The organism is Vibrio injensis (assembly GCF_001895205.1).
Classification (GTDB): Bacteria; Pseudomonadota; Gammaproteobacteria; order Enterobacterales; family Vibrionaceae; genus Vibrio; species Vibrio injensis.
In genome coordinates this window covers 544,469-559,132 of sequence record NZ_BDJF01000027.1, presented here as the reverse complement: position 1 = coordinate 559,132, position 14,664 = coordinate 544,469, and the positions used below count along the sequence as shown (strand labels likewise).

General features: G+C 44.1%; 13 protein-coding genes. 5 read left to right on the top strand and 8 right to left on the bottom strand.

The features are described 5' to 3' along the window. Positions 1-3 precede the first annotated feature (3 nt). The 4 genes from vctG to BSR11_RS14490 all read right to left on the bottom strand — a co-directional run bounded on the left by vctG (position 4) and on the right by BSR11_RS14490 (position 3,572). Entirely contained in the window at positions 4-954 is a 951-nt protein-coding gene (gene vctG, locus BSR11_RS14510; protein ID WP_072671046.1) for an iron chelate uptake ABC transporter permease subunit VctG, read from the bottom strand. Beyond that, positions 944-1,882: an iron chelate uptake ABC transporter permease subunit VctD gene (gene vctD / locus BSR11_RS14505; RefSeq protein ID WP_072671045.1), complete on the bottom strand. Its 939-nt coding sequence runs from the start codon at positions 1,880-1,882 to the stop codon at positions 944-946. Before vctD ends, vctG begins: the two co-directional genes overlap by 11 nt. A 274-nt stretch (positions 1,883-2,156) precedes the next feature. Next, positions 2,157-3,065, bottom strand: a complete 909-nt coding sequence (locus tag BSR11_RS14495) for a siderophore ABC transporter substrate-binding protein (RefSeq protein WP_072671043.1) — start codon at positions 3,063-3,065, stop codon at positions 2,157-2,159. A 228-nt stretch (positions 3,066-3,293) separates the two neighbouring features. Further along, positions 3,294-3,572, bottom strand: a complete 279-nt coding sequence (locus BSR11_RS14490; protein ID WP_072671042.1) for a hypothetical protein — start codon at positions 3,570-3,572, stop codon at positions 3,294-3,296. A 323-nt stretch (positions 3,573-3,895) separates the two neighbouring features. Here BSR11_RS14490 and emrD point away from each other — a divergent pair, with 323 nt between their 5' ends. Further along, entirely contained in the window at positions 3,896-5,101 is a 1,206-nt protein-coding gene (gene emrD, locus BSR11_RS14485; RefSeq protein WP_072671041.1) for a multidrug efflux MFS transporter EmrD, read from the top strand. A 101-nt stretch (positions 5,102-5,202) separates the two neighbouring features. Here the strand turns inward: emrD and BSR11_RS14480 are convergent, their stop codons facing one another. Further along, entirely contained in the window at positions 5,203-5,676 is a 474-nt protein-coding gene (locus tag BSR11_RS14480; RefSeq protein ID WP_083545008.1) for a hypothetical protein, read from the bottom strand. 33 nt (positions 5,677-5,709) lie between these two features. Next, entirely contained in the window at positions 5,710-6,225 is a 516-nt protein-coding gene (locus BSR11_RS14475; RefSeq protein WP_072671040.1) for a nicotinate-nicotinamide nucleotide adenylyltransferase, read from the bottom strand. Positions 6,226-6,355: 130 nt separating this feature from the next. Between BSR11_RS14475 and nadE the strand changes: the two genes are divergently transcribed. Continuing rightward, on the top strand, positions 6,356-7,195 hold the full coding sequence (nadE, locus tag BSR11_RS14470; protein ID WP_072671039.1) for an NAD(+) synthase: 840 nt from the start codon (positions 6,356-6,358) through the stop codon (positions 7,193-7,195). A gap of 415 nt (positions 7,196-7,610) precedes the next feature. Next, entirely contained in the window at positions 7,611-8,936 is a 1,326-nt protein-coding gene (locus BSR11_RS14465; protein WP_072671038.1) for an anaerobic C4-dicarboxylate transporter, read from the top strand. Between the two features lie 89 nt (positions 8,937-9,025). On the opposite strand, the gene BSR11_RS14460 is transcribed toward BSR11_RS14465, so the two are convergent. Next, a complete protein-coding gene (locus BSR11_RS14460) occupies positions 9,026-9,934 on the bottom strand; it encodes an aldo/keto reductase (RefSeq protein ID WP_072671037.1) in 909 nt (302 codons plus the stop codon). A 311-nt stretch (positions 9,935-10,245) separates the two neighbouring features. Further along, positions 10,246-10,554 carry a hypothetical protein gene (locus BSR11_RS14455; protein ID WP_072671036.1) on the bottom strand — a complete coding sequence of 103 codons (309 nt, stop codon included), beginning with the start codon at positions 10,552-10,554 and terminating at the stop codon, positions 10,246-10,248. A 302-nt stretch (positions 10,555-10,856) separates the two neighbouring features. On the opposite strand from BSR11_RS14455, the gene BSR11_RS14450 reads away from it, so the two are divergent. After that, positions 10,857-12,902, top strand: coding sequence for an alpha-amylase (locus BSR11_RS14450; protein WP_072671035.1), 2,046 nt, complete (start codon positions 10,857-10,859; stop codon positions 12,900-12,902). 519 nt (positions 12,903-13,421) lie between these two features. Continuing rightward, positions 13,422-14,654: an outer membrane protein transport protein gene (locus tag BSR11_RS14445; RefSeq protein WP_072671034.1), complete on the top strand. Its 1,233-nt coding sequence runs from the start codon at positions 13,422-13,424 to the stop codon at positions 14,652-14,654. Positions 14,655-14,664 lie beyond the last annotated feature (10 nt).

The following is a 14,664-nucleotide window of genomic DNA, read 5'->3' as shown; positions in this document are numbered from 1 at the left end:
GGGCTACACCACTTTATTACGCAAGAGAAGAGAGAGGAAATAAATCCCACCAATGAAGTTGATGATCACACTCAAGGTGGTACCAAATGAAAATACGTTTTCTACTATCCACTGCCCGCCTAAAAGAGCAACGACCGACATCGCAGAGCAAGCCATAAGTAACACACGATGTTGATAAGAACGTAGCCATTCACGAGTTAAATTGGTCACCAGCAAACCAAAAAACATTACCGGTCCAACCAAAGCTGTCGAAATTGAGACCAACACCGCACTCAGCAACATCACATCACGCGTGGTGCGCTTAACATCAACACCGAGGCTAACCGCATTATCATTATCGAGCCAAAAAACATCGAGTGTACGATGCATACGGAACAGTAAATAACTCACCACGAGTAATAGCGGTGATACGGCATAAACCAGTTTCACGTTAACATTATTGAAACTAGCAAACATTTTCGCCTGGACTGCTGCAAAGTCATTAGGATCCATCAACATAATAAAAAAGGATGAAAAGTTGGAAAATAGCTGACCTAAAATCACGCCAAGTAATAGCAAAACGATGATGTTATTACGCTGACGACGAAAATAAAAAGTAAACAGCAAGCTCGAAAACAGCAGCATAGCCAGAACCGATAACGAAAAATTTAGGTAAGTGTTCAACATGATGACACTAAAACTACCTAATGTAGCCACAACCAGAACTTGAACTAAAAGATACAAGGCATCAAAACCCATGATACTCGGTGTCAAAATTCTATTATGGGTAATGGTTTGAAAAGCTAAGGAGGATTGAGCGATGGCGATAGCGGCTACCACAATCGCTAGCACTTTCGGGATACGACGCGACAAGAAATACTGATAATTATCCGCATTAAGACCGACGCCAATAAATAGCACCGCAAAACCGAGTGCCAAAACCAGCATCAATAACGTTTTATGTTTATCTTGCATGCTGAGGTCCTCTCAAAATCAATACGATAAACGCAATGCCGCCAATAATACTGATGATCATCGAAATTGGTATTTCATAAGGGAAGATCAGCACGCGACTAACAATGTCGCAAACCAGTACGAGAGATGCACCAAACAACGCCGTGCGTGGAATATTTTTACGCAGATTATCGCCATAAAAATAGCTGACTAAATTAGGCACAATCAAGCCTAGAAAAGGTAATTGGCCAACAATCATCACCACCGATGCCGCCATAATCGAGACCAAACAGACGCCAAGGGTGAGCACTTGTTGATAATTGAGACCGAGATTGATAGCAAAATCTTTACCCATTCCTACCGCGGATATTCTTGCAGCGTATAAATAACTCAATATCGCGACAGGAATTGCAATGTAGAGCAGTTCAAAGTCACCACTCAGTAAGTTGGCAAAATTAGCCACTGCCCAACCCGATAAGTTTTGTAAAGCGTCATAACGATAAGCGATAAACGTTGCTGCTGATTGCACAACACTGCCAAAAATAATCCCGATCAACGGCACAAACACCACGTTTTTAAACTGAATACGCTGAATAAATTGGACAAAAATCAGTGTACCAATCATCGCCGTAGAGAAAATCAGCAATAAACTGTCGCCATGACCAAACAATACCAAACTCAGCACATAGCCAAGCATCGCACATTCTATCGTGCCAGAGGTCGAAGGCGCCGCAAAACGGTTTTGACTAATCTGCTGCATGATAAGCCCAGCAATGCTTAACCCACCACCAGCTAAAAGTACCGCTAATAAACGGGGAATACGACTCGTCAGCAACAATTGCCAAGCCACTTCATCCCCCTGCACCAACGCAGAAAAGGACAGTTGCCCGACGCCAACAAATAAGGAACACAAACTGAGCAGTAGGAGTACGAGTAATAACTTTTTCAAAGTTAACCTCAAATAACAACAAAAACGAAATCAAATCTAGCAAGATGGTAAGCAGAGCCTAGAGCATCAATCTTATGATGATTAGAGAAAACCAGTTTCGTTAATCGATAAACTTCAATAACAATTGGTTGATGATAGCTATCTAAGAGCGCTAACAGACTCAGAGTGTCAATCAAGTCTGCTAGTGACCTAATGTAAACCATGTGAAACCGCTGGCTAATGACGATTATTGAGCATTAACAAGGCAGCAGCCTCACACAGAAAACCGATAGGATTAATGAAGGCTAACTTGCATATCACTTAACATCTGCTCAGTCGCGGTCACACCAGCAATCGACAAGTACCAAGCATTCAAATCTAAAAATACCATACGATCTTGCTTATAAGCGTCCGTCGCTTTAATCAACGGATTTTCAAACTCTTCACGCGTGTGGCTTTGTCCTTTGTTGACTAATTTATCTCGATCGATAATAAACAGCGTTTGAGGGTTGTTTTGACGAATGTATTCGTAAGAGACTAAATTACCATGGTTAGCCGTTTGCTTAACCTGTGCGGCTTCGCTGAAGCCAAAATCTTTATAAATGGCTGCAAAACGGGAATTAGCGCCAAAGGTGGTAATATTGCCACCAGAGCTCATTACCGTCATTGCTTGAGCTTGATGCTGCTGATTGTAGGCCTTCACCTCAGAAAACTTTTTATCTAACTGAGCGATTTTTTCTTCAACTTTATCTTCAATAGCAAAAATTTTACCTAAATTGCGCCACTGAGCTTGAGTGCTCTGCCAATACGGTTGGTTATCATCCACCGCAAATACTACAGTCGGGGCGATTTTATTCAGTTCATCATAAGCCGTTCGTGCCGCGCGCGGACCAGTAATGATCAGATCCGGTTTTTGCATAAAAATACGTTCAAAATCAGGCTCAAACAACGAACCCGCCGGAGCGTAATCATCGCCTCGGTATTTGGCTAAATAATCAGGCAATTCGGCAACTTTTGAGACGGCGACAGGATTAATTCCAAAATAATCAACAGCATCTAATGGGCCAACACCGATGACCACCACACGTTGAGGGTTTTGTTGTAGTGTGGTTTTTCCCATTTGATGTTCAATGGTCACATTGGCGGCATGAACAGATATTGAGGTGAACAAGCCCAACGCTGCCCAACTGATTATTGATTTCATACGATTCCTTACTGGCTAAAATGACTGCGACATATTTTGATAAGCATTCGCATTAGAGTGCGGAGAACTATAACCAGTTCTGTTTTTCCTCGCAATAGCTAGGGTCGGATTTGATGAATATTGAATACGAAAAACCACGTAATCACGCGGTTATTATTGTAAATTTCTCATTTCACTGATGATAAAACATAGAGGCGTCTCCCCAGTATATTGAGGCGACCAACGAAGTTATATTGAGTGAACAGCCAATAACGTAATGAGTAAACTACCCAGCGTGGAACCCATCACACACAGTAAAAAGCATAATGTGGCCGTATGTTGATTAGATAAGCGAACAAGAAATGGAGCCGCGATAAATAACCCAAGACAAACTAAGCGTATATCAAACCATACAAACCAAGATAATAAGGTTAATCCACTGAGCACACCAATAACCCAACGTGACGAGACCGCCAATTTAATCCCTAATCCGACTAGAAGAAACACCGTTGCTAACCACGCTAACACACACACCTCACATGATATTAGTTCTCATTTAGATAATGTAGAGACTCCAAAGACCGAAAGCAATAGCCAGCCTAAAAAAAACCTCAACGTTGATGTGGTATTGATAAATTTCATCCCATCGCCATTGAAAGTAATCCCACTCATTCGAATTAGTTTATCTAATCATCAGTATAGAATTATATCGTGCTTATCTTATCATTTTTCGATTGATTAACCGTATACTGATGACTAATATCACGCGCCGTAAACCAAGGTTTGCTGGCTATTTTTATTCATACTTAATATCAATCCTCACGCTTTAATGTTGTTAGGTGGAGAACGTAATGTCTGCAACATTTCCATTAGTCAAATTGACTTTTTTGATCGCGATTTTAGCGGCGGTAGGTCAAATGACACAAACAATGTATGTTCCATCCATTGGTCATATGGCTGGGGAGTTTTTAGTTTCCCCATCAGCACTACAAGCAGTGATGGCTTGTTATTTGATTCCCTACGGCTTATCACAGTTTGTTTACGGACCACTGTCTGACCGCTTGGGCCGAAAACCGATCATCATTGTTGGGTTAGTCATTTATATTTTCGGGACTTTGATTGCGTTGTTTGCTCATCAATACCACTGGTTTTTAGCCGGTAGTTTTATTCAAGGGCTTGGTATTGGTTGTGGTGGCGCGATGTGTCGTACACTCACCCGTGACTGTTTTACCGGCAGTAAACTTCATCAAGCCAATAGCTTGATTAGTATGTGTTTAATTTTTTCACCACTGATTGCGCCGGTATTAGGCGGTTACTTAACTGAGGCATTTGGTTGGCGATCTAGCTATCTGTTTTTATCGCTCTTTGCGATTGCAGTGCTGATTACGATGCTGACTAGCTTAGTCGAGACCTTGCCGAAAGCGAACCGCCGAAAAGAGCCGGTGATACGCAGTTATCAGTTTGTGATGTCGGATCACCGCTTTCAAGGTTACTTAATCTGCTTAGTCGCGACCTTCGCTGGCTTAGCGGTCTTTGAAGCGGCTGCTGGTGTATTACTTGGTGGCGTATTAGCTCTGCCAGCGACGACCGTTAGCTTGTTGTTTGTAACACCCATTCCGGGTTACTTAGCTGGCGCTTGGTTATCTAGCGTCGTCGCGCAGAAATACAGTGAAAAACAAGCGTTGCGTGTCGGTCTAATGGCGATTTTTTGTGGCTCAATGATTGTCCTCATCCCTGGTCTATTCGACCAAACGACCGCATTAACACTCATTGGTGGCGCAACGGTGTATTTTCTCGGTGCGGGCATTTTGTTCCCAGCGGCGACAACCGGAGCGCTCAATCCACTGCCTTACCATGCTGGCACTGGTGGTGCGATATTAGGCGGAATGCAAAACTTAGGCGCAGGCTTAGCCACGCTAACCGCCTCTTTGTTTCCTGCTACCAACCAGCTTCCTTTAGGGATCATTATGTTATTGATGTCCATGCTGGCGATACTGGGTTTAAAACGTGTCTACAAGCCGCAAGACCCATCACAGTCAATGCCACTACCAATTTGATAAACCATGTTCTTTCGATTTGAGGTTGTTTGGCTACAAACTCAAATAAATCAGGGGCGTATTGATTACGCCCCTGATGCTTTCTGATTAATTTTTCAGGATTAAAAAGGGATTTCAAGCTGTAAAAACCAATCGGTTTGTGACATTTCATGCCAACGATAGTCGAGGCGTAAACGAGGTAAACCGTTTCTCTTATCGCCATAAGCCAAGCTAAGCGCGACACCGTGATTTTTTAACCATTCTTCTAAAGTCATTTCCGCTTCTTGCTCAGCAAGCTCATCCGGCATCCAGACACTGACACCAAAATAACCTTGCTGATAATTAGAACTGACCATTGGATCAGCCTTGAACACACTGCCTGTAAGCCATCCAGTCCAATAATCATCCGGTTTCTCTGAACGATTCGCCGACAAAGTCAGCCCAGTATAATTAGCCTCTCGCCATTCATCACATACCGTTTGATGGCTAAAAATAACCGAACGGATTGATAAAGATGGCTCAACGCCATCATAAGGCGAACAGTCCATGACCGAGCTGGATAACATCAACCATCCCCACACTATCGGCTGCATCATTTAGCGATGACTCTTTGGATGTTTTGCATAGGATTAGCGATAAACCTGAAGTTGTTCAAGGAGCGCGGCAACACTCGGAGTGGTTAAACCTTGGATATTTTCCTTCGCGGCGATAGCCTGACGAATATCGGTACTACGAATGTTCACTTTTTCTGGGCAGACCATCACCGACCAATGCCGCACAATCTCTTCTGCTCGATAAAACTCGTGGAAACGAAAGAAGTTATCGGGACCAATCACAAATGTCAGTTCAGCATCAGGCCATTGGCTTTGTAAATGCGTCAACAGAGCATAGGTTGTCACGCTCTGATCCGGTTGCCATAACACTTGCTCTATCGCCAACAACTCGATATGGCTGGTAGCCAAGTCTTTAATAAAAGCGTCGACTAAACGACAGCGTAGTGTGTAATCCAGCATGGTTTTACCCCAAGCATGGCTAATGCTGGGGATCAATAATACGCGATCAAAATGGCTCAGCGACTCAAGGACATGTTTATGCCCTAGTGACGGTGGATTAAACGCACTACCAAAGACGGCCACTTTTTGCATCGTTTCCTCAATTCAAGACTCAGCCCGTATTCACGGTTTTCTAATTTCATGTTTGTGGTATGATATACCTAAGTCACCTCATTATGCGAGCCTTAGCCACCTCGGTTTAGCAAGCCAGAAAGGAAATCTTATGGAACACATCATTCGACAAGAAATGCGCGTACAACCTAGCATTGATCCTCACTTTGAAATTGAACGACGCGTCACGTTTATTAAACGCAAACTTTTAACGTCTGGCTGTCAATCGTTAGTCCTTGGGATCAGTGGCGGTGTCGATTCAACCACGTGTGGCCGCCTTGCACAGCTCGCCGTTGATCAACTCAATCAAGAACAACAAACGCAAGCTTACCAATTTATTGCCGTTCGCTTACCTTATGGTGAACAAAAAGATGAGCAAGAAGCTCAGTTAGCTTTATCGTTTATTCAACCTACTCATGCGGTCTCGGTCAACATCAAAGCGGGCGTCGATGGCTTACATGCAGCTTCGCATCAAGCACTCGCCAACACTGGCTTATTGCCTAATGATCAAGCCAAAATCGATTTTGTCAAAGGCAATGTTAAAGCACGGGCACGTATGATTGCTCAATATGAAATCGCTGGCTATGTCGGTGGCTTGGTACTGGGAACCGACCATTCTGCGGAAAATATTACTGGCTTTTACACCAAATATGGTGATGGTGCCTGTGATTTAGCACCACTGTTTGGTCTCAATAAACGCCAAGTGCGCTTACTGGCCGCCACACTGGGCGCACCTGAGGTCTTAGTTAACAAAGTCCCTACGGCTGATTTAGAAGAGCTAGCTCCACAAAAAGCCGATGAAGACGCACTTAATCTCACTTATCAACAAATTGATGATTTTCTAGAAGGTAAACCAGTCCCTAGCTATGTGGCTGAACGTTTGATTCATATCTATCAAGTTACTCAACATAAACGACAGCCGATCCCAACCATTTATGACGAATCATTATAACCAGCGTGGTGCATGATTCGGATTCACCTTCCGTTTCCTGAAAACAGCCGAGCCTCCGCTCGGCTTTTTCTTGCTTTCAGCGTTAAAAACTACACTTTGGCTACATTAACACCTTAAAAAGATTAACTTTTTCAGATTTTAATGGGACAAAGATCACAATAAGTCACTTCCATTTTTAAAATGTAAATATGTGTGAACTTCACTTCATACTTTTTGTGGATGAAATCAGAAAATACGCTGGTTAATCCGTTAATTACGCCAAGATATTCAACTTATTGAGCAATAAATCGTCTCAATCACAGAATATTCACCCTACTCACTTGAACAGCAAGATAGAGATGAAATACCGAGCATTTCTAGACACGCTATCCGAGTGAATTGGGATACCCAATTTTAATGATAAGGTCAGGTTAGTATGTTGTATTTGGAATTCTTATTCCTATTAATAGTGTTATACATTGGTTCCCGTTATGGTGGGATAGGCCTTGGTGTTGTTTCAGGCATTGGCTTGGTGGTGGAAGTCTTTATTTTTAAAATGCCTCCGACCTCCCCTCCGGTAACGGTCATGTTGATCATTTTAGCCGTGGTCACTTGTGCGTCGATCTTAGAAGCGGCGGGTGGCTTAAAATACATGCTGCAAGTTGCCGAAAAGTTGTTACGCCGTAACCCAAAACGAGTCACCATGATTGCTCCTCTAGTGACCTACACCATGACTTTTCTGCTTGGAACGGGTCATGCGGTTTACTCGATTATGCCGATCATTGGCGATGTCGCATTAAAAAATGGTATTCGTCCCGAACGTCCGATGGCCGCCGCTTCCGTTGCCTCACAAATCGCCATTACCGCTTCACCGATTTCTGCCGCTGTTGTTTACTATCTCGCAGAGCTATCGACAATTAATCACAACATCACACTCTTATCTATTTTGATGGTATCGGTACCTGCCACTCTGTTTGGAACCGTGCTGATGTCACTCTATAGCATGCGTAGAGGTAAAGAGCTCGAGCAAGATCAGGACTATCAAGAACGGCTAAAAGATCCCATCTTCAAAGAGAAAATTCTTAGCACAACCGCCACATCATTAGATGAAGTTCTCCCTGCTGCGGCAAAGAATTCTGTCATGCTCTTTATTCTCTCAATTGTGATCATTGTTTTGATCGCTATGTTCCCTGAAGTCAGAATGGTTTCGGGGAATAAAGCGATTGATATGGCGACCGTGATTCAAATGATGATGCTTTGTTTCGGCGGTATTATTTTATTAGTCGCTAAAGTTAATCCGAAAACGGTTCCAGAAGGCGTGGTTTTCAAATCGGGGATGGTTGCAGCCATTGCCATTTTTGGTATTGCTTGGATGTCGGACACCTATTTTCAATATGCGATGCCACAATTTCGCTCAGGGATCATTGATATGGTGAACACCTATCCTTGGACCTTTGCTTTGGCGTTATTTATTGTGTCAGTTGTGGTGAACTCACAAGCGGTCGTTGCGAAGATGATGCTACCAGTCGGTGTAGCACTGGGACTCGAACCTGCGTTATTGATCGGGTTAATGCCTGCGTTGTACGGTTACTTCTTTATTCCGAACTACCCTTCTGATATCGCTACGGTCAACTTTGATATGACGGGGACCACCAAGATCGGCAAATGGTATTTTAACCACTCATTCATGGCTCCCGGTCTAGTGGGCGTGATCAGTGCATGTTGTGTCGGCTATGTGCTCGGACAATTTGTGATTGGTTAATCACTAATCCACTCAGCTTATAGTAACCAGCCGCATCGTTTACGCTTGATGCGGCTGGTATCTCATTCAGCAAGGTTAATCGGTTTAACTTATGGCACATTGTGTCCTTTGGATGCCACCCAAACTCGATACCATTGTTCGCGGGTTAACGTCAGCGATAATGCCTCAACCGCAGCTTGTGTACGCTGGATATTGCCGGAACCAAGGATCACCACAGGGTTAGAAGGTAAACAACGTACCCAAGCATACACCACTTGATCAATACTCTGTGCGCCAATCTCTTCGCGTATTTCTTCAAGTACCTGACGTACTCGGGTAATTTGCTCACTCTGTCCGTTAAACAGTTGACCACCGGCTAAACATGACCACGCCATCGGTCTAGTCCGTAAACGTTGCAATTGATCCAAAGTACCATCATGCGCAACTTGAATATTCAGCGGATTAATCTCAACTTGATTAGTAATCAAAGGCTTAGATAAGCGTGATTGTAACAAATCAAACTGAGCTGGACTAAAGTTCGATACGCCAAAATGTTTGACCTTGCCAACTTTATGTAAATCAGAGAACACTTCGGCTACTTCATCGGCGTTCATCAATGCATCTGGTCGGTGAAGTAATAACACATCTATTTCATTGACGCCGAGACGTTGTAATGAACTATTGACTGACTGATACAGGTGCGCTGAACTGGTATCATAGTGGTTGATCTTTTGCGAAGGATAACTATCACCACATAATTTAATATCGCACTTAGTGATGATCTGGAGCTGATCACGCAGTGATGGCTCAAGTGCTAGTGCTTCACCAAATAAATGCTCACATTGATAATTACCATAGATATCAGCATGATCAACGGTACTGATACCTAACTCAAGATGCTGCTTAATGAATGTTAAACGAGCTTGCGGCGTCATGTTCCATTCCCCAAGACGCCAGTATCCTTGCACTAGCTCAGAAAATTCTGGACCTTGGGAAGCCATCGTAACTTTCTCAATCATTATTTCTACTCCTTTACCTTACTCTCTATTTGATTTAATAGGCTAAACACACCACGTCCGATAAGAGGCCGCTGAATTTAGTCCTTCGATCCCACGGTCAGCCAACGCACTTCAATATCCTTACCATCGGTCAACAACTCAACGTGTCGTCCAGACATCGACCACTGCTGCCGCTTAGGAAAACGATGAGCATGATGGTTAAGAAATAAGATTAACTGGCGATCAACGTCAGAGATGGTTTTATCGATCCGTTGATCATCAACGGAAAAAATAGCCTCAGCGATCTGGACGCGCTCAACTTGAAAGCCATCTCAGCGCAGCGCTAATTGCAATTGACTCCAGTCATGAGCCGAATAGGTCAGATGTAAGACTAACATGGCTGGTTCTTGATTGATAAAGTCGATACTGGCCCAAACTAATGTTGAGTAATAATAAAATTCATCACTGCACCATCGATGCTGATCACTCTCCTCTGCGCACTCTAACCACTGATGACTTTCTTGCCATTCAGACAAGGTCGGTAGAGCGTGATTGGGGTTGAGAAACGGTAACAAAAAATCTTCATGTACGGCTTGAGCAGGTAGGCTAAATAAACCAAACCATAATAGCCATTTACTCATCGTATGTTTCCTCGACCAGCTCTAGTACAAACGAAAGAGAGCATACCTCCCTTTGCAAAACCACATCATGCCGAGTCTTAAACTCAACAACAAGCGCCTTAGGCTCTACGCCCCCAAAGGGCAAGCAGTGAAGTGCATCAAACTTTTAGGGCGTAGTCAGCAAGAATGATGTCAAGCCATGCACGACCGCTTATGGTAAAGCGTGAAATTCGGTTTACTCTCTCCCTCGCCTCTCTACCTCTGACCAGCACAGCGGTGAATTGCCATTGGCAGGAGATATCATCATTCAAGGAATAAAAAGAATGAAACTGCATACGCTAACCTACGCAATGATGCTAGCCGCACCAGCGGTACTGGCATCACCCAATATCACCATTTCGACCACCACCAATAGTCGAGATTTCCCACTCAGCGCGACATCGCCGTTAGTCATACCGTTAACCAAGGATAACTACACGCTAAAAATCAGTGGTATTGAGGGCGACTGTCACGCTGACAGTGAACAGACTGTTCGTTTTAATACTCCCATCAAGCTTAACTGTGGTGCCGTAACAGAACTACCACTGAATATCCGCTTTACTGGTGATTATGCGTTCAGTTTTGATGAGCAACATAAAACCATCGCCTTTGTTCGTCAGCCAACCACAGCGAAACAAACCGAATTTCAACGCCCACTACCCTCGGTCGTTTGTGAGCAATATCAAGGTGGAGAGGTTACCTTGACCTTAGCCGATAGTTTTACTGAAGGCACCGAACTAAAAGACGCGATGAGCGGTCAAATAGTCACCGTTAACAACGGGCAGGTCTCTTTAACCCCCTCGCCAACCAGTGGCGGACTTATTCTGCTTGCTCCGCTAAAGAGTGAGCCACAGCCTTTCACTTACCGTAATGCCAATATCTATTTTGTTATGGTTGACCGTTTTTATAACGGCGACCCCAGTAACGATCACAGTTATGGCCGTAAAAAAGATGGCCAACAAGAAATTGGTACCTTTCATGGCGGAGATCTCAAAGGGATAATTAAAAAGCTCGATCACATTAAAAGCCTTGGCACTGATGCAATTTGGCTCTCGCCTATTGTCGAACAAGTGCATGGCTTTATTGGCGGAGGCGACAGTGGCTCATTTCCTTTTTATGCCTATCACGGATATTGGACGCGAGATTTCACCAAAATCGACGAAAACTTTGGCACTGATGAAGATCTCGCCACCTTAGTGGCAGAAGCCCATAAGCGAGGCATGAAAGTCCTACTCGATGCGGTACTCAACCATACTGGCTACGCGACTTTAGCGGATTTGCAGTTCGATGGCATTGACGTTGTCAAACCTAACACTCTGCCTGAAAAATGGAGCGATTGGGCACCAAAAACTGGCGAAACGTGGCACAGTTTTCATCAATATATTGATTATCAAAACTCAAATTGGCAGCAATGGTGGGGTAAAGATTGGGTACGTGCCGGGCTGCCGGGTTATCCAGCGCCGGGCTCAAGCGATTTAACCTTAACGTTAGCGGGTTTACCTGATTTTCTCACTGAAGCAGACACTTATGTCAAACCACCTCAATGGCTACTCAATAATCCGGGAACACGAGTCCAAGCGCGCGACAATTTTACCGTCACTGATTATCTCATCGAGTGGCAAACCGATTGGGTAAAACGTTTTGGTATTGATGGCTATCGAATTGATACCGTTAAACATGTCGAAGGAGAAGTATGGCAACGCCTGAAATCCACCGCTAGCCAACGCCTTGATGAATGGCGCACCAAACATGGAAAACAAGGTGAACCGTTCTGGATGATGGGTGAAGTTTGGGCACACAGTGCTTATCGTAGCCCTTATTTTGATGATGGTTTCGATGCGCTGATCAACTTTGATTTACAAAAAAGAATGGATCGCGGCGCTGCTTGCTTAAGCACTATGGAGGATGTGTACCAAGCCTATTCGCAAACGCTCGCCAAACATGCTGATTTTAATCCGGTCAGTTACATGTCATCTCATGACACGGAACTATTCTTTGGCCGTTTTAAATCACTCGAGATGCAACGTAATGCGGCCAATGCCTTGTTATTAACACCAGGAGCCATCCAAGTTTACTATGGTGATGAAGTGGCTCGCGAAGTCGGCCCTTATGCGGATGATTTTCATCAAGGGACTCGCTCTTCAATGAACTGGCAATGGGATAATGATCGCGCAGCCTTGCTGCAACACTGGCAAACCTTAGGCCAATTTCGCCAAAATAACCCTGCAATTGGAGCAGGAGTTCATCAACTGATCCCACAAGACAATGCTTATGTCTTTTCACGTACGTTAGACAATAATCGCGTCGTCGTCGCCTTTGTCGGCCAATAGCCCTATTTTTAAAACCCACCAAGCTGCTGTTTAATCTCCAATAAACAGCAGCTTAAACTGCTTTTTTCTGGTCATTTCAAACAAAATCTTAGCCTAATGCTCAATCCCCTACTGGTACTACCACAAAATTTCTATAAGACATTGACGAAATGTACTTTTATAATCCGTGCCTCAAATGTAACAAACCAATAATTTGACATTAATAATACAAATTATTAACATAATAACTTATGTTTTTATACATTACATGCCCGTAGTATAAAAATTATCGATCACAGGTAGCGATACGATTTCAAAACGCCGCATGAACGCGGTAGGAATCTATCATGCCAATAAAAGCAATAGTGGCTATCTCCAAACAACTTAGCGTTACTGGTAAATGGCAAGTGAGCTTATCCCAATGCGCATAGACAACCTGTGCCATTGGGGTGAACAAGTACAGCCAATATCACAGCAGCTTTAAGTCGCAAGGGGATACATTCAATCGTCCACGACAGTTGCATATTTAGGAACACGAGAATGAACACCTTTCCCCGAACTCTGGTTGCACTTGCCGTTATGGTAAGCAGCTCTGTACATAGCGCTGGCTTTCAAGTCGCTGAACACTCAGCCTCTGGCCTTGGACGAGCCTTTTCTGGTGAAGGCGCCGTGGCAGATAACGCCAGTGTATTAGCTCGCAACCCCGCGGCAATGACTCGTTTTGAGCGCGCGCAATTTTCTGGTGCATTGAGCATTATCGATCCCGATGTCGATGTTTATGATCTGAGTAATCAGCAAAAAATGTCGGATATTGCTCCTCTCCAAGTGGTCCCAACGGCTTATTATTTAAGCCCAATCAATGAACAATGGAGCTGGGGAATCGGTCTTTTCACTACCTATGGTGTAGCAACCGATTACCCAAGCGATATTTACGCTGGCGATATGGCAGGCGATACCGCGTTGATTTCCGTTAACCTCAACCCGAGCCTAGCGTATAAAGTCAATCAACATCTTAGTTTGGGCGCAGGGGTTAATCTTGTTTATGCCCATGCTGAGCTCAATCGTCACCAAGGTGGCTTAGCTCCGACCTTAGGTGGTCAGCCGAGTGATAAGCTGATCTCTATGGAAGGCGATACCCTAGGTTATGGCTGGAATATTGGCGCACTTTACTCAGTGAATGAAAATCACCGCTTTGGATTTTCTTACCGCTCACAGGTCAAACTCGATTTTGATGATGGTACCTTTTCCAGCTATAACTCTGGCGCAGCCAGCAAGCCCGAAGTCGTCGGCCGCTTAAAGCTTGATCTACCAGAAATTTGGGAAATATCCGCCTTTCATCAACTCAATGATCAATGGGCGATTCACTATGGCTATCAACGCACCGGATGGCGTTCATTTAAAGAGCTCAAAGCCACTTCAGCTGAGTGTAAAGACGGTGTCTGCTTCCAAAAACCAGAAGACTATAAAGACAACGGACGCTGGTCCCTTGGCACCACCTATCGCCTTAACCATGATTGGACACTGCGCGCTGGCTTAGCATTTGATGAACAAGCGGGTAAAGCCACCTTGAGCATTCCAGATAGTGACCGCTACTGGTATTCAGCAGGTTTTACTTACACCTTGAATGATGCCGTTACCCTTGATGCGGGCTTTGCATTAGTAAGAAGCAAGGAAGGTAACTTCACCGAAACCAACGCCGCAGGCCAGAGCTTAAATTTCAACACCAAAGCCAATGCCTATATCAGTGCCATCCAGCTCAATTACCAGTTCTAAATAGGTTAAG